The organism is Flavobacterium anhuiense (assembly GCF_004151235.1).
Classification (GTDB): Bacteria; Bacteroidota; Bacteroidia; order Flavobacteriales; family Flavobacteriaceae; genus Flavobacterium; species Flavobacterium anhuiense_A.
This window is the reverse complement of sequence record NZ_JUIV01000002.1, coordinates 352,464-369,572: the sequence shown is the minus strand read 5'-3', so window position 1 is coordinate 369,572 and position 17,109 is coordinate 352,464. Positions and strand designations below refer to the sequence as shown.

General features: G+C 33.5%; 16 protein-coding genes. 12 read left to right on the top strand and 4 right to left on the bottom strand.

Going from position 1 to position 17,109, the window contains the following annotated elements; all coding sequences use genetic code 11:
* Positions 1–49 precede the first annotated feature (49 nt).
* The 5 genes from NU08_RS04455 to NU08_RS04435 all read left to right on the top strand — a co-directional run bounded on the left by NU08_RS04455 (position 50) and on the right by NU08_RS04435 (position 4,091).
* Positions 50–538: a nuclear transport factor 2 family protein gene (locus tag NU08_RS04455; protein ID WP_091128599.1), complete on the top strand. Its 489-nt coding sequence runs from the start codon at positions 50–52 to the stop codon at positions 536–538.
* Positions 539–801: 263 nt separating this feature from the next.
* Complete coding sequence (locus tag NU08_RS04450) at positions 802–2,184, top strand: ammonium transporter (protein WP_129746036.1); 1,383 nt, start codon at positions 802–804, stop codon at positions 2,182–2,184.
* Between the two features lie 139 nt (positions 2,185–2,323).
* Positions 2,324–3,001 carry a tRNA (guanosine(46)-N7)-methyltransferase TrmB gene (trmB, locus tag NU08_RS04445; RefSeq protein ID WP_073408106.1) on the top strand — a complete coding sequence of 226 codons (678 nt, stop codon included), beginning with the start codon at positions 2,324–2,326 and terminating at the stop codon, positions 2,999–3,001.
* A 41-nt stretch (positions 3,002–3,042) separates the two neighbouring features.
* Positions 3,043–3,681, top strand: a complete 639-nt coding sequence (locus NU08_RS04440) for a lysine transporter LysE (protein WP_008466275.1) — start codon at positions 3,043–3,045, stop codon at positions 3,679–3,681.
* 83 nt (positions 3,682–3,764) lie between these two features.
* Positions 3,765–4,091, top strand: a complete 327-nt coding sequence (locus tag NU08_RS04435; protein WP_129746035.1) for an MGMT family protein — start codon at positions 3,765–3,767, stop codon at positions 4,089–4,091.
* Positions 4,092–4,198: 107 nt separating this feature from the next.
* On the opposite strand, the gene NU08_RS04430 is transcribed toward NU08_RS04435, so the two are convergent.
* Together NU08_RS04430 and NU08_RS04425 are read right to left on the bottom strand one after the other, a co-directional pair.
* A complete protein-coding gene (locus NU08_RS04430) occupies positions 4,199–5,524 on the bottom strand; it encodes a sensor histidine kinase (RefSeq protein ID WP_129746034.1) in 1,326 nt (441 codons plus the stop codon).
* A 144-nt stretch (positions 5,525–5,668) separates the two neighbouring features.
* Positions 5,669–7,021 carry a sigma-54-dependent transcriptional regulator gene (locus tag NU08_RS04425; protein ID WP_129746033.1) on the bottom strand — a complete coding sequence of 451 codons (1,353 nt, stop codon included), beginning with the start codon at positions 7,019–7,021 and terminating at the stop codon, positions 5,669–5,671.
* A 160-nt stretch (positions 7,022–7,181) separates the two neighbouring features.
* Here NU08_RS04425 and NU08_RS04420 point away from each other — a divergent pair, with 160 nt between their 5' ends.
* The 3 genes from NU08_RS04420 (at position 7,182) to NU08_RS04410 (ending at position 11,788) form a co-directional block, all read left to right on the top strand.
* A complete protein-coding gene (locus tag NU08_RS04420) occupies positions 7,182–8,432 on the top strand; it encodes an efflux RND transporter periplasmic adaptor subunit (protein ID WP_129746032.1) in 1,251 nt (416 codons plus the stop codon).
* Positions 8,433–8,519: 87 nt separating this feature from the next.
* The gene (locus tag NU08_RS04415; protein WP_008466269.1) at positions 8,520–9,227 is read left to right on the top strand and encodes an ABC transporter ATP-binding protein; all 708 of its coding nucleotides are present in this window, start codon (positions 8,520–8,522) and stop codon (positions 9,225–9,227) included.
* A gap of 131 nt (positions 9,228–9,358) precedes the next feature.
* Positions 9,359–11,788, top strand: a complete 2,430-nt coding sequence (locus tag NU08_RS04410; protein ID WP_129746031.1) for an ABC transporter permease — start codon at positions 9,359–9,361, stop codon at positions 11,786–11,788.
* A 66-nt stretch (positions 11,789–11,854) separates the two neighbouring features.
* On the opposite strand, the gene NU08_RS04405 is transcribed toward NU08_RS04410, so the two are convergent.
* Positions 11,855–13,456 (bottom strand): murein L,D-transpeptidase, encoded by a 1,602-nt coding sequence (locus tag NU08_RS04405; RefSeq protein ID WP_129746030.1) that lies wholly within the window; start codon positions 13,454–13,456, stop codon positions 11,855–11,857.
* Between the two features lie 420 nt (positions 13,457–13,876).
* On the opposite strand from NU08_RS04405, the gene NU08_RS04400 reads away from it, so the two are divergent.
* From NU08_RS04400 to NU08_RS04385, 4 genes are all read left to right on the top strand, one after another.
* On the top strand, positions 13,877–15,007 hold the full coding sequence (locus NU08_RS04400) for an Mrp/NBP35 family ATP-binding protein (protein ID WP_129746029.1): 1,131 nt from the start codon (positions 13,877–13,879) through the stop codon (positions 15,005–15,007).
* 79 nt (positions 15,008–15,086) lie between these two features.
* Entirely contained in the window at positions 15,087–15,326 is a 240-nt protein-coding gene (locus NU08_RS04395; protein ID WP_008466263.1) for a NifU family protein, read from the top strand.
* 213 nt (positions 15,327–15,539) lie between these two features.
* A complete protein-coding gene (locus NU08_RS04390; RefSeq protein ID WP_129746028.1) occupies positions 15,540–16,019 on the top strand; it encodes a hypothetical protein in 480 nt (159 codons plus the stop codon).
* A 58-nt stretch (positions 16,020–16,077) separates the two neighbouring features.
* Positions 16,078–16,395 (top strand): 2Fe-2S iron-sulfur cluster-binding protein, encoded by a 318-nt coding sequence (locus NU08_RS04385; RefSeq protein ID WP_008466258.1) that lies wholly within the window; start codon positions 16,078–16,080, stop codon positions 16,393–16,395.
* 42 nt (positions 16,396–16,437) lie between these two features.
* Here NU08_RS04385 and NU08_RS04380 read toward each other — a convergent pair whose 3' ends face one another.
* Positions 16,438–17,082: a DUF6058 family natural product biosynthesis protein gene (locus NU08_RS04380; protein WP_129746027.1), complete on the bottom strand. Its 645-nt coding sequence runs from the start codon at positions 17,080–17,082 to the stop codon at positions 16,438–16,440.
* Positions 17,083–17,109: the final 27 nt, after the last annotated feature.

The window sequence follows — 17,109 nt, the reverse complement described above, 5'->3', positions numbered from 1 at the left end:
TTACATGGTTCAAAAAAAATTATACCTTTAAACTCAAATAACATATCTCATGAAAAAAATACTTTTACTTCTTTTATTCGCTGCAACTTTTGCAAATGCACAAACCGACAAAAACAAAATCAATCAGACTCTTGATGCGTGGCATAAAGCTGCGGGCGAGGTAAAATATGATGCTTACTTTAATGTATTGGCAGACGATGCAATCTACATCGGAACCGATGCAACCGAAAATTGGACCAAAAAAGAATTTGCTATCTGGGCAAAACCTTTTTTCGATAAAGGAACAACTTGGAATTTTAAAGCTTTAGAACGTCATATCTTTTTTGATAAATCGGGTAAAATAGCTTGGTTTGACGAATTGCTAGACACACAAATGAAAATCTGTCGTGGTTCTGGAGTTTTGGTTAAAGTAGGCAACGAATGGAAAATTCAGCATTATGTTTTATCAATGACAATTCCGAATGACGAAGTTGATGCTGTAACCAAGATAAAAGCGCCAATTGAAGATGCTTTAATTGCAAAACTTCAAAAGAAATAAAACATTTTACGCTTTTCTTATTATAAACGTAACTTTTTGAGCACATTAAGAGCACTGTTAGCAGATTAATTTTAATTAATTCGGCAAAAACAGTGCTTTTTTGTAACTTTAGAATAAGATACTGTCAAAAAAACATGCTGTATTTTACAAAATCGATCAAAATAAAAGCCACACCTCTATTTTAACAGCCTTAAAAACAAGAATATTTATTTTTTTCTAACTTTGACCCCAAAAAAAACAGGGTTAAACAAAGTATTTTAAAAATGAAAATAGAAAAACGCTGGATTATATCCTTTATTATGATCAGTGTCGTGTGTACGATAGGTGCATTTTGGCCAACAGTTACAGAAAATAATTATGTTTTATCAGAATTCGGAACTACAGATCATATCGTTCCTGCCGATGTTGCTTGGATGCTTACTTCAAGCTGTCTGGTTTTAATCATGACTCCGGGATTGTCTTTCTTTTATGGCGGAATGGTTGGCAAGAAAAACGTTATTTCGACCATGCTTCAAAGTTTTATCTGCTTAGGCGTCGTTACTCTTTTATGGGTTGTAGTGGCATTTAGTTTGGCTTTTGGAGAACCGGTTGGTTTTGGTTCTGGAGATCATTTTTATAGCTTTTTCGGAAATCCGACGACTTTTGCTTTTATGGATTATGTTGGCGTTCTGCCTCATAAACAATTGGCCAATACGATTCCGTTTATGCTTTTTGCTTTGTTTCAGATGAAATTTGCCATCATTTGTCCTGCAATTATCACAGGTTCATTTGCAGAGCGCGTTCGTTTTATCTCTTATTTAGTATTCATTAGTTTATTCACGATATTCATTTATGCTCCTTTATGCCACGCGGTTTGGTATCCGACGGGTGTTTTAGGAAGCTATTTTGGAGTTAAAGATTTTGCAGGAGGAACTGTGGTGCACATGAGTTCTGGTTTTGCAGCTTTGGCAGGAGTTCTGGTTTTAGGAAAAAGAAAAAACAGCCAGCATATTCCAACCAATATTCCATTTGTGTTATTAGGAACGGGAATGCTTTGGTTCGGCTGGTTCGGATTCAACGCTGGATCTGCTCTTGCTGCCAACGGAACTGCTGCAATGGCTTTTGCTACAACGACAACTTCATCGGCTGCAGCGATGTTAACTTGGATTTTCTTTGATAGAATGAACGGAAGAAAAGTTTCTGCTCTGGGAGCATGTATTGGAGCTGTTGTGGGGCTTGTTGCCATTACACCTGCTGCAGGATTTGTTTCTGTACCAGAAAGTATGTTCTTCGGTTTTATTACGGCTTTGGTTTCTAATACAGCTGTAAACTGTAAATATTCTAAAAAATTCGACGATACGCTTGATGTTTTTGCTTGTCACGGTGTTGGCGGAATTATGGGAATGATTCTAACTGCCATTTTCGCTCACGGCGAAGACGCAAGTTTACTTCACGGCGGATGGAATGTTTTCGGACATCACATGATGGCGTTGGTTTTAGTTTCGATCTTTACTTTCTTCGGAGCTTATTTCTTGTTCAAAGTAACCAATTTCATTATTCCGCTGAGAGTTTCAGAAGAATCAGAACACATCGGATTGGATTTGTCTCAACATGATGAATCTCTTGATCCAAAATTAAAACCAATTACAGAACCTCATTACGGTTAAAAAATATTTTTTTCCGCCACGAATTCACAAATTATTTTTAAAATAAAATTCGTGAATTCGTGGCGGAAAACTTTTTAAACCTAATTACGCTATTTTCATTCGTTTATATTCCTTAATTTTGCCGAAAATTTTTGTAAAAGTGGGAAGTAAAAATAAACTAAAAAGATTCAGAGAAAACGAAACATTTCAAAACGTTTTTCAACCAACCAGAGAAGAAGTTGTAGGCGATTTAATGCCTTTAAAAGGAAAATGGAATTCTGATTTCTTTAAAAATGATAATCCATTAGTTTTAGAATTAGGATGCGGAAAGGGAGAATATTCTGTTGGATTAGCAGAGAAATACCCAAACAAAAATTTTATCGGAATTGACATTAAAGGTGCGCGTTTCTGGCGTGGTGCTAAAACTGCTGTAGAAAACGGTCTTCATAATGTAGCTTTCGTTCGCACGCAAATCGAATTGATCAATCATATTTTTGCTGAAGGCGAAGTTGACGAAATCTGGATTACTTTCCCAGATCCGCAAATCAAATACAAAAGAACCAAACATAGAATGACGAATTCTGAGTTTTTGAAATTGTACAAAAAAATCTTGAAAAAAGACGGTGTCGTAAACCTAAAAACCGATAGCGAATTTATGCACGGTTATACACTTGGATTGCTTCATGGCGAAGGTCACGAGGTTTTGTATGCCAACCATAACGTATATAAAAACGAAGGAAGTCCTGAAGTTGTGACTTCTATCCAGACTTTTTACGAAAAACAATATTTAGAAATTAATAAGGCAATTACGTATATTCGTTTCAAAATTAAAGACTAACTTTAATTTTGAAACCTTTATCTAACCCATTTAGTAGCTAAATGACCTACCTTACTCCTTTACTTTCGGGCTTTATTGCCGCTGCCATTGGAACTATTCCGCCAGGATTGCTCAATATGACGGCTGCCAAAATAAAAATGAAAGAAGGAAAAAAGAATGCTTTGTCGTTTGTAATTGGTGCGGTTTTAATTATTTTTTTTCAGGCTTACATTGCGGTACTGTTTGCTCGTGTGATAGACAATCGCCCAGATGTTGTAATATTATTGCGTGAAGCTGGTTTTATCATTTTTTCGATCTTAACCATTTATTTTTTCTTTTTTGCAAAAGATCCAATAGCAAAGAAAAAAACGAAACTAAAGAAAACCAGCAAAAAAAGCAGTTTCTTTCTCGGAATGCTGCTTTCGGGATTAAACTTCTTTCCTATCCCGTATTATGTTGTAATAAGTGTAACGCTTGCTTCATATCATCTTTTCGTATTCGAAAACACTATTATTCTAACCTTTGTATTGGGCTCGGTTCTTGGAGCTTTTGCAATTTTATATAGTTATATTGCTTTCTTTGGAAAAATAGAAAAGAAAACCGATTATTTCATGCGAAACATGAATACCATTATCGGAACTATCACAGGATTGGTTGCACTTGCAACACTTTTTAATATCTTGAATTACTACTTCGGATAAATAAAACTAACGATTAAGAGATTAAGAAAAATTAAGTTTTTATTTTTATTAACTTCATATCGGAATGGTAAAAATATTTTAAAATGACTGAAGAAAATTTTTTCGAAAGAGTGTATGTAATCGTCAGACAAATCCCATTTGGAAAAGTTACTTCTTATGGCGCTATTGCAAAAGCTTTAGGTGCTGCCCGCTCAGCAAGAATGGTGGGCTGGGCAATGAATGCCTGCCATAATATGGACGATGTTCCTGCGCACCGAGTTGTAAACCAAAAAGGACTACTAACAGGAAAGCATCATTTTGACGGAACCAATTTAATGCAGCAGCTTTTAGAAAACGAAGGAATAAAAGTAGTCAACAATCAGATTGTAGATTTTGAAAAACACTTTTGGAAACCAGAAGTTGAGATTTAAAAAACAGTCATAAATCATCTGTCAGGCTGAGCGGAGTCGAAGCCCACTCATGTAATAAGCCCTTCGACTTCGCTCAGGGTGACAAAGGTAGTTTCACATCATTATTTTCAGATCAAGCAAATCACAAAACTCGTTTTATCTTCGTCGGTTTGATAGCTTAGATAACCTCCATGGGCTTCTATAATATTTTTAGAAAGCGTTAATCCAATTCCTGCACCATCTTTTCTAGTCGTGAAAAACGGAAGAAAAACTTTATCTCGAATCTCAGCATCAACCCCTTTTCCATTATCGGCAATCACAATAAAAAAGCGATTGTTTTCAGTATAACTCGAAATTAGCAGTTTCTTTTCTGTTTTTTCTTTTAATGCATGAATACTATTGGTAATCAAATTGATAATTACTTGTTCCATTTGATTTTTATCAATCATAATAGAACGTGAACTGTGTATTTCATTTATCAATTCGATTCCTTCGTCTTTCAAGATCGGACTCATAATTCGTAAACAATCTTCAAATAAAGCATTAATTGGCGTCATTTGCTTGTTTGGCGTTGGCAGCATTGCCAGCTTACGATAATTCTCTACAAAAAACTGTAAATGATCACTTCTATTGATAATAGTCGAAATACTGCTTTTGATGTCTTCAAAATCATCTTCTTCTAATTCTTCCTGATCTACAATATGAAGCAAATTCTGCGAAAGCGCACGAATCGGCGTTAAAGAATTCATTAATTCATGCGAAATAATCTTCATTAAATTAATCCATGCTTCTTTTTCTTTTTTCTCGATTACACGCTGAATGCTATCCAGTAAAATGATAAAATACTCTTTATTATACGTTTGAGTATGCGAAGTCTGAAGCATAAAAGTCTGAAGGTCTTGATCTTCAATTTTGATAGAAATGGCAGTCTTAAGTTCTGTAAAACCAACCTTTTCAATTTCATTGCATAAACTCGGAAGATAGTTTTTAAGATATTGCCAATGGCTTACTTTTGGCACTTTGAAGAGATTTGAAAAACAGTCATTCATTATAAAAACAGACCAAGAATCGTTTTCTTTCTCTAAAATTAAGGCTGCAGTATCTATACTGTTCAAAATCGAACGATAGATTATTTCTTTGGAAGTCTGTTCTTGTCTCTGGGTTTTTAGTGTATCGTACAACAGATACAAACTATTGAAATTATCTCTTTTATGCTCTTCCGGAAAATGGGCAGAAAAGTCATCATGCAAAATTGAGTGTATGGTTTTATCATAAAACAACAACTGATTTTTGACGAAAAAATACATTTCGAAAAGAAAAATCAAAACGAAAACTCCAGCCAAAATACCATTGAATCGAAATCCTTTATAAAACAATAATGCGCTGGCAAGGAAGAGTACCATGACAAACACGACTCTCAGAAACAAGGCATTATAAAACTTCCAATTCTTCATTATTTTTTTGAATTGCCTCCAGCTTTAGCTGGAGAGATATATTATTTACAGAAATAGGCTTTAGCCAAAACGCGTAAGTTTGGCTAAAGCCCCAATCTTATCTCAAAATAACATCCAGCTAAAGCTGGACGCTACTCATTTTCTTTAATTTTTTAAATCGTATTTTTCAATCCTTCTATAAAGTGCAGCGCGCGACAATCCTAATTCTTCTGCAGTTTTACTGATGTTCCCGTTGTGTTTGAACAATGCTTTTTCGATTGCGCCTTTTTCCATTTCTGATAATGGATTTTCATCATTTTCCTGAATCTCTTCAAAGTCCAAAATATCCAAATCCATTACAGAAATCGTATTGTTTTCAGCTAAAATCAAAGCGCGTTCGATTTTATTTTCCATTTCGCGGACGTTTCCTTTCCACGGATATTTTTCCAGATATGATGCCGCATTATCCTCAAAACGCCAGTTTTCCTGATTATATTTTTCGGCAATCTGCTCCAAAATAAAGTTTGCCATTGGCACAATATCATCTTTTCTTTCACGAAGAGACGGAAGATTTATTTCCATTGTATTTATTCTGTACAATAAATCTTCACGGAACGTTTTATTCTTTACCTCATTTTTTATATCACTGTTTGTAGCTGCGATTACACGAACATTTAATGGTCTTGGCTTGCTTTCGCCCAAACGCGTTACGGTTTTGGTTTGCAAAACATGTAATAATTTAGCTTGAAGATGCAGCGGAATATTCCCGATTTCATCTAAAAAAATAGTTCCGTTTGAGGCATTTTCAAAACGGCCAGGAGTATCGATTTTAGCATCTGTAAAAGCTCCTTTGGCATAACCGAAAAGTTCGCTTTCGAATAGATTATCACTTAACGAACCCAAATCTACTTGCACAAAAGGCTGATTTTTCCTTTCTGAATGCTGATGGATAAATTCTGCAAAAACATATTTTCCTGTTCCGTTTTCGCCGAGAATCAAAACATTGGCATCTGTTCGGGCTACTTTTTCAGCAATAGAATACGCTTGTTTTATTTTTGCCGAAGTCCCGACAAAATATTTTTTCTCGGTCTTTTCTAATTTTTCTGAAGTTGTTTTTTTACTGTTTTTTCTGCTTTCGGCAACAGCCTTATCAATAACTTCTAATAGTTTTTCGTTGTTCCAAGGCTTTAGAACATAATCAAAAGCACCAATTTTAATCCCTTCTACAGCAGTTTCTATTTTACCAAAAGCGGTCATTAAAATCACAATAGTTTGTGGAGAAAGCTCTTTGATTTCTTTCAGCCAATGAATTCCTTCGCGCCCGTCTTCAAAACCAATTCGGTAATTCATATCCAGCAAAACCACATTTATTTCATTTTCGCTTAAAATTGAAATGATTTTTTTGGGACTATTGGTTGTAAAAATGGTTTCGAAATGCTTTTTAAGAATCATTTTTGCAGAAAAAAGAATTTCTTCCTGATCGTCGACAACTAATATTTGGGCTAGTTTTTTTCTCATGTGGTCTTTTTTCTGTCCGCTTCCGAACGGTCAACTGTTCATTATCGGACACTGCTTTTTTGAAGCGCTTTTTAAAGCTTCTTTAAAATCAACACTTTACAAATAATAAATTTTATGGCACAGTATTTACCTATTGATTATCAGTAAAATAAATTATAAAATGGACACGATAATTCCTCGTAAAAATAAAAAATTTAGATATTTCGCAATAGCAATTGCTGTTTTTTTAGTTTTGCTTACCATCTCGGTTTTTGCTTTTAACACTAAAAGAACTTTAAATGTAAAAGCAGACGAATTGGTAATTCAAAAAGCAGAAAAAGCCTTTTTTGAAGATTTCGTAGTTTTTCAAGCAAAAGTAGAACCTTTGAATGTGATGCTGGTAAACGTTACCGAAGGCGGTTCTGTAAAAGAGATTTTTGTAGAAAATGGCGCAATGGTTACCAAAGGGCAATCGCTAGCTCGTTTGTACAATCCGAACACAGAATTGAATTATCTGACTCAGGAAACTGCTATTATTGAACAAATCAACAATTTGAATACGGGGAAATTAAACATCAGAAATCAGGAATTAAACTTAAATAAAGATTTAGTTTTAATTGAACATGATTACAACGATGCCAAAAGATTGTACGATATGAATGCAAAGCTGTACGAGAAAGATGTAATTTCTAAAAATGACTGGAACACCTTTAAGGAAAGCCTTCGTTTTCAGGAAGAACGTAAAAGAACAATTCAGCAGAGCATTCAAAAAGAGAAACAAAGCAATCAGGTTCAAATTTCTCAAATAAACCGTTCGATCCAGACTATGGAAAAAAGTTTGGATATTCTTAGAAATAACAAAAAGAACTTTTTAATCACAGCACCAGAAACAGGACGATTGACTTCTTTTGAACCTGTTTTAGGAAAAACTTTTCAGGCAGGTGCGAGCATCGGAAAAATAGACTCTAATAAAGGATACAAATTGACTGCTGAAGTAGATGAATTTTATCTGGAAAAACTTAGAGAAGGATTAAAAGGACAAGTAGAATTTAAAGGCAAAAATCTTGAAGTCATCGTGACTAAAGTGATTCCTGAGGTTAAAGGCGGACGTTTTACTGTAGAGTTGGCTTTCGTTTCTAAAGAAAATATCGTGCTTCAGGATGGACTTAGCTTTGGGGTAAAATTGATTTTATCTGAAAAGAATAAAACTTTAGTGATCCCGAGAGGTGCTTTTAATCAGGAAGCAGCCGGAAAATGGATTTTTGTAGTAAACGGAAACAAAGCCGTGAGAAGAAACATCAAATTAGGACGCGAAAATCCTTCTTATTACGAAGTTTTAGAAGGCTTAAAAGAAGGCGAATCTGTAGTCACTTCTTCTTATACCGATTACAAAGACATCGAAGAGCTTTCTCTTGAGTCGCAGTCGCAGTAGATAGTCTCAGTTTTACAATTTACAATTATAAAAGATCAATCATCAATCAAAAAACGATTTTAATAACATTTCAAAACCTTAAAAATTATGATCACAATTCAGAATTTAACCAAAGTTTTTAGAACAGAAGAAATAGAAACTGCTGCTTTGAGCGGTATCAATTTAGAAATAAAAAAAGGAGATTTTTTAACTATCATGGGGCCTTCGGGATGTGGAAAATCGACTTTATTAAATATAATCGGTCTTCTTGACGGCGCTAGCGGCGGAAGCTACAAATTACTAGATCAAGAAATGATCGGGCTTAAAGAAAAAGGAAGAGCGCAGGTGAGAAAAGAAAACATTGGTTTCATTTTTCAGAATTTCAACCTAATCGATGAGCTTTCTGTTTATGATAATATCGAATTGCCTTTGCTTTACAATAATGTAAAAGCTTCTGAAAGAAAACAAAAAATTGAAGCTATTGCTGAAAAATTAAATATCTCTCATCGTTTAAAACATTTCCCGCAACAGCTTTCTGGAGGTCAGCAGCAGAGAGTTGCGGTTGCAAGAGCTTTGGTAAACGATCCGAAAATTATTTTGGCCGATGAGCCAACAGGAAACTTAGACAGTAAAAACGGTAATGAGGTAATGGAACTTTTAACCGATCTACACGCTAAAGGCGCTACCATTTTGATGGTTACCCACTCTGATTATGACGCTTCTTTTTCGCAGAGAACCATTCATATGAAAGACGGAGTTATATTTTCTGAAAAGTTAAATCAACGAAATGTTGATGTTTTTATGGACGCTAAATAATAAAGTGATGATTAAAATTATTGTTACTGCACTTGTGGTTCTGGTAGAACTAGTGTGCAAAATATTTACTATGATATAAACCGAAAGGTTTACCAAAACAGCCATATCAACTATAAAAAATATACATCAAAATGATTTTTAACTGGTTTAAAATATTTATATATCATTTAAAGCAAAGCAAACTGTTTTCGCTTTTAAATGTGCTCGGATTAAGCATCGGGATCGCTTCTGTTATTTTTGCGATTTTATATTGGAATAACGAACATTCTTACGACCAATGGAATCCTGGAAAAGAGAATACGTATATGGTTCTCAACAGAATAAGTTCTGGAGACACTTGGGGCTCTAACTCTATTCCGTTTGGAGAAACTTGTAAAGCCACAATTCCCGAAATTGAAAACATCTGTTTTTTTCACACTTGGTACGATCAAGATATCATTAAATATCAAGATCAAAAACTGATGACTAAAGACATCACTATGAGTGATGAAAATTTCTTCGATTTTTTTCCTTTTGAAATTGTAAAAGGTGCAAAAACCAATATTTTAAAAGAAAAAAATAGCGTTGCTATCTCTGACGAACAAGCCAAACTACTTTTTAAAAACGAAGATCCTATTGGCAAATCTATCTCTTACGGCAATAAAAATTATACTATAAAATCGGTTTACCGCATTATTAAGCCTTCATCTATAGAACCTTCTTATGTTTTTAGTGGCGTAAAAAGAGAAAACGACTTAAATCAATGGGGAAATTTTAATTATGGTTTATTAATTAAAATCAAAAAAGATGTTGCTGTCGCCTCTGTTTTAAAGAAAATGCAGAATGTTTATTTTGTAAACAGAACAGTAAAAGATGCCAAAGAAAGTGGGATGACAGTTGAGCAGTATGTAAAAGAAAATGGCGAAGTAAAAGTCATTTTAGATCAATTAAAAACATCTCGTCTGTACGGAACCAAAAGTTCTGCCGGACAAAATTATCCTGAAGGAGTTGGCAATCTAAAACTGCTTTATATCATGAGCGGTTTATCTATTTTGATTCTAGTTTTATCATTGGTAAACTACATCAATTTGGCAACAGCATCGGCAATAAAGCGTGCAAAAGAAGTCGGTGTACGCAAAATTGTGGGCGCTACAAAAAACCAGATTATTACTCAGTTTATTTTTGAAACTGCTATAATTGTTACGCTGGCTATTTTATTTGCTTTAGCAATTGTGGAGCTTTCCTTGCCTTACTACAATAATTTCTTGAACAAAACACTGACCATGAATGGCAGTGAGTTTTACCTGCAGCTTATTTTAATATTTGGATTAGTAATCATTTTTGCGGGTATTTTCCCTGCCATTTATATTGCAAATTTCGAAACTTTAAAAGTTTTGAAAGGGAATTTCTCAAGAAGCAAAAGTGGTATTTGGATTCGTAATTCGATGCTTATTTTTCAATTCGGAATCGCTGCCTTCTTTATCATTGGAGCACTAATTGTAAATTCTCAAGTGAAGTATATGATGGAGAAAGATTTGGGCTTTAGCGGTGATCAGGTACTTTCGGTTCCTTACTACACTTTAGACAGAAACAAAAGAACTGATGAATATTTAGTCGCCAAACAAGAAATTAAAAAAATTCCTGGCGTTGTAGACATTTCTACGTTTGCAGGGGTTTTCGGAACAACAAGCGGTTCAAGTTCAGGATTTAAACATAATGGCATTTTTGTACAGCCAAAAAACATCGAAATGGATTTTGGTTTCCTTGACTTGATGAAAATAAAAATAGTCAAAGGACGAGATTTATCTCCTCAATTTGCTTCAGATACTATAAGTAGTATGCTTATGAACGAAACGCTGGTTAAAGCTCTTAACCTGAAAGACCCGATTAATACAGTTATAACTTCTGGATGGAGCATAAACGGCAGCGATAATTTAAAATTTAAGATTGTTGGAGTTGTGAAAGATTTCAATCTAACTGGATTGCAAAATAAAATTCCGCCAATGGTTTTTATTAATCTTAAAACTTTAAAGTGGAATAATTTTAATAATGTACTTATAAAGGTATCTCCAAATAATTTAACAGAAACGTTAGAAAATTTGAAATTGTATTGGGAGAAAAATGTAAACCCAGACTATCCATTTGAATATGAATTTGTTAATAAAGGATTTGCAAAAACATATCAAGAACAAATAAAACAAAAAAATCTATTTTTTATTCTAAATTTAGTTGTGATTATAATTGCTATATTTGGATTGTTTGCTTTGGCATCATTTTCGATGGAGAGAAGACTGAAAGAAATCGCCATTCGAAAAACATTAGGAGCCGAAACAGATATACTCCTAAAAGAATTATCGAAACAATATATTGTTTTCTGTTTAATAGGATTTGGAATCGGAATTATTCCTGCTTATGTCTTATTACAGAAATGGCTTGAGGATTTCGCTTTTAGAATTGGAATATCATCAATTCCGTTCCTAATCGCCTTGATTTCTCTTTTGCTCTTAACTTTAATAATTGTTTTAACAAAAGCGTTTCAGGTCACCAAAATCGATGTATTAAAATATTTAAAATACGAATAAGCTTGTAGACCATTTTTTTTTAAAGAAGCCCGACAGATTTCAGTAAAATCCGTCGGGCTTTTATGTTTAATCTCTCATTGTTACAGCGTCATTATAAATCAGCTTGTCCAAACTTTGGTCGCGATCATATACGTCTGGAAAAAAATTTACTTCTCCATTGTCCTGAACCCAACAGGTAAAATAACCTATATAAACCGGAATTTTACGTTTGAGCATACAGGTTGTTTCTTTTTCGCCGCTCATAGCGCTTTCAATTTTATCTACTGGCCAATCAGGATCGTCTTTCAAAATATGCAATGCAAGCTGTTTGGCTTCTTTTACATTTATGCAACCATGGCTAAAAGTACGTTTTTCAAATTCAAATAAGCTTTTTGCAGGCGTATCATGCATATAAATATCATTCGGATTCGGGAACATAAATTTTACTAATCCCAGAGAATTTTTTGGTCCTGGTTTTTGTCGTACTTTCCCACCATTCCATTCCATATTATGATCTGCCAAATAATTTTTATCATTTGCGATCTGGAGTTTTAATTCATTTTGAATAATACTTGTTGGCACGTACCAATATGGACTAAACACAATCCGATCCATATTTCCGCTAAAAATTACTGTTTCACTAAGCCTGTTGCCAACAAAAATATCCGAAACGAGATCATACTTTCCGTCCTTAACATAAAACAGTCTGAATGATGGAATATTAACCATAACATACTCTTCAGCTTTGGCCAATTTGGTAGGAATCCATCTGCATCTTTCCATATTCAACATAATGGTTCTGATTCTTTTACCGATTGGCTCATTCATTTGGTTGATAATATCTCTCGTTAGGGCATAATTAATTTTTAAATTATATCTTTTTTTATAATTCAAAACTCCCGCCATTAATTCTTCATCATAAATATCACTTCCAGAATCTCGTTTTAGATCTCCTACTACATATAAGCGATTTCTAATTTGTTTTATGGCAATAGCTGTGTCATCTGGTCTTAAATCCTTAAAATTAGCACTGTCAATTGTAATTTTCTGCCAAAGATTATCGGTTTCGATTTTACGATATTTTTTCAATGCATCTTTCAGTTTGTAATATTGGCTGAATAAAAGATTATCATCTTTATCTAATCGATCTGTATCAACCATCAATGAATCCAGAATGTGAGCATACGAAATAGATTTTGCAGGCAAGTACCATCCTATTTTTTTTAATGTCGCAGGATCAACTCCAGAATACACATTGCTTGCATAAAATACGTACATACTGGTTAACAGTAATTCGGTGTCCAGCTGCGATGGTTTATTGGAAGTGCTTTCATTAAAAGCCTCATCTATCTGTTCTTTGTAAGGCATTTTATCTTCAATTCCTTGATCTTTCAGAACATTTACTTTCTGATACAATAATGATCCAAATTCGGTAATGCTTTTATCATCATACCAAATAGATTTATACTGTTTGGTTTTATAAATATCCTCAACATCTTTCTGATACTTTTTAAGCTTAGGATATTTTTTAAAAAAGGCATTAATTGATGCTGCATCGATAGTAATAATCGAAACAGTTTTTCGATTTGTTAAGTCAGCTCTGCTTTTGGCATTGTTAGATAATGAATTAAATGAAAATGCAAAAAAACTGACTGTAATAATAATTAAAGAAAAAGTAAAATTTCGCATATTTTTAAAGTTTTAAATTGGTAGAAACAACTTTTAAAAAAAATACCGAAAACCCAATAAATTACTCAAAAACCTTAGTCTTCACATATTTTTTTCATGTCTGGCAATCATCGATTTGGGCTATCAAATATAGCGAAGTTTTGTGAGAATTTTATTTAATTGGAAGAAAAACTTACGCAAAAAATATTCGTTTAAATTGGAAATACTTTTCTCCCAACATTAAATCGATGAATCATTCTTGATTATGATTTTCAATACAAAATACTTTTAAATAATTTTGAATAATCTCAATATCAATAATTACAATTCAAAAACGCTTAATTTCCGAACTTAATCTGTTATCTTTGCACCCTGAAATCAGTTTAAATAAATATAATCTTATAAGATTGATTTTGGAGAATAAAAAAATAGCCCATTACAATGAAACTAGATAGAAAAGAAATTCTAAAAGCTTTAGAGACTATCACTATTGCTGGAGAAGGAAAAAATATGGTTGAAAGCGGTGCCGTAACCAATGTGATCACGTTTGGAGACGAAGCTGTTGTAGACCTTGTATTGCATACACCTGCTATGCACATCAAAAAAAGAGCAGAAGATGATATTAGAAAAACAATCCACGATTTAATATCACCTGACGCGAAAGTAAAAGTAAACATTAAAGTTGAAGCTCCAGAAAAACCGGAAATTAAAGGCCGTGCTATTCCTGGAATCAAAAATATTATTGCAGTTGCTTCTGGCAAAGGAGGAGTAGGAAAATCTACTGTAACTGCAAACTTAGCTGTTACACTTGCAAAAATGGGCTTTAAGGTTGGTGTTTTAGATGCTGATATTTATGGTCCTTCAATGCCAATTATGTTTGATGTTGAGAACGAAAAACCAATTTCTGTAACAGTTGACGGAAAATCAAAAATGAAACCTATTGAAAGCTATGAAATCAAAATGCTTTCAATCGGATTTTTTACGGCGCCAAGCCAAGCTGTAATCTGGAGAGGGCCAATGGCCGCAAAAGCATTAAACCAAATGATTTTTGATGCAGATTGGGGAGAATTAGATTTTATGCTTCTTGATTTGCCTCCTGGAACTGGTGATATCCACCTTTCTATAATGCAATCGCTTCCAATTACAGGAGCTGTTGTAGTAAGTACTCCACAAGCAGTTGCACTTGCAGATGCTAAAAAAGGAGTAGCTATGTTTATGCAAGACAACATCAACGTTCCAGTTTTAGGAATTATTGAAAATATGGCATATTTTACACCAGAAGAATTGCCAGAAAACAAATATTACATCTTTGGACAAGAAGGTGCTAAAAACCTTGCTGAAGATTTAGGCGTTCCATTTTTAGGAGAAGTTCCTATTGTACAATCTATTCGCGAAGCAGGAGATTACGGTCGTCCTGCAGCATTGCAGACCGCCTCTCCAATAGAAAAAGTGTTCGAAGGAATTACTAGAAATGTTGTACAAGAAACAGTAAACAGAAACGAAAGCTTGCCTGCAACAGAAGCTATCAAGATTACAACAATGGCAGGCTGTTCTGCAGTTAAAAAGAATTAGATAATTGAGATAATGAGATAATTAGCTAATTTTAAAGAATTTTCTAATTGGCACATTTTCTAATTGACACATTAATATTATGACAACAGAAGAAATAACAAGCAATGTTTTATTGGCCTTAGACGAGATAAGACCATTCTTAAAATCGGACGGTGGAGATATTTCATTAATCTCTATTGAAGACGACAAACATGTTAAAGTTCGTTTGGAAGGAGCTTGCATTAGCTGCAGTGTTAATCAAATGACACTGAAAGCAGGTGTTGAAACCACTATAAAAAAATATGCGCCACAAATAGAAACTGTGGTAAATGTAATGTAACAAATCGTAGTTTTTCCTCAAAATTAAAGCATCATAGTTTAACAAGAATAGTAAGTGTTTTGTTATTTAATTAAAGAAATAATAAAATAACACCGAAAAAAGGATACTTTTTGCCACATTCACAAAAAACAATACAAAGTTTTAAGAGTTTCTGTTAAGGAATTGTTACATTTTTAACTTAAATTTGTCAGCATAACCCTTAAATCTTAAACTATGAGAAACTTTTACGCTCTTTTTTTATTATTTTTTGTAAGCGCTGTAAATGCACAACAGGGCCAAACACTTTTTGCTGATAAAGCTTGGGTAAATGAATCAGAAGAATGGTCAGATTTCCAGTATTCAGGCCAAATCATTTTTTCTACAAATGGAAAAACTGAAGAAGGTGCTTTAAGAATTGGAAATTATGATTTCCTATATGACCTTTGTGATGGAAAGGCAAAATTCTCAAATAAAGCAACATATAGCTCAGCCGATTTTTCGCATCCGAGAAAACTTAGTGCGCAAACTGATAAACAAGGAATTTTAAACTCTACTTATGAAGGGACCTTAATATTCCAATCTGACAAAGATTACTATTCTGTCATCTCTCTAGTAACAATACTAGAAAAAGGAGGCAACATTATTGGCGTAAAAATGCGCATTAAAGACAATAGTAGAAAAGAATATGCTTTTAGCTTAAAAGAGAAAAGTTAAAATTAATAGAGAATTTGAACACGTTTTTCAAATTCTACACAAAATTCCAATAATTAAAATGGATGTATTAATAAAGATTAAAGATCGTGAAGGAGTTGTACATGAGCTACAAGCTCCAACCGATATGGCAATGAATATAATGGAGTTATGCAAAGCATACGAACTTCCTGTTGAAGGAACCTGTGGAGGAATGGCAATGTGCGCTTCTTGCCAGTGTTATGTTCTAAATGATGTTGCATTACCAGAAATGGGTGACGATGAAGAAGCCATGCTTTCGGAAGCATTTTATGTAAAATCTAATAGTCGTTTAGGCTGCCAGATTCCAATTACTGAAGACTTAGAAGGCTTGGAATTAGAATTGGCACCAGAATACTAAATAATAGAAAAGCGAGAATTTTTTGGTTCTCGCTTTTTTTGTTTATGAATATTCTTTAATCAAATTATCCAAAGAAAACTCTTTTAATAATTTATCTAAATATTTACCTCTACTGCTTGTTTCACGTTGATAGGGCGCAAACAAACTTGTTGATTTGTTGAATTCTTCATTAAGCTCTTGTAATTCTATTTTTTCATCGTTTGTTAAAAAATTAGATTTCTTTTCTATGAAATTTAAAATTCTTTTTATTGCTATTTCTTTATCGATAATTGCTTCTTCATTATTATTTAAAGTACATATTCCGTAGACGCCTTTCAAAAAATAATTCCATTCTTCTTCTAATGCATTTTGTATTTTTCCATTGTCGATGTTATCATTTCCATCAAAAACATTTCCGTATGCAAAGGCTTTGTAAGCATGATTTTTCAGATTTGACAGTAAATTTTCTATAAATTCAGATTTGAATTTTTCAGGATTTATATTCTTGGCATTATTTTCAATAAGCTGTAAAACACTTGGGTGAAAATACCTCCTTTCAATACTAACTTTATGAGTATCACTTAAGGAAGAAGTGATTGTAATATCTGAATTTATAACATAAGAAGGCTCGGAAACAAGTTTATTTTCAATTAATTCATTCAGCTTGTCTGAAGAGATATTTGCCATTTTAGTTACTTCTTCAAACACTATTTAATTTTCTACGATGTATTTTAG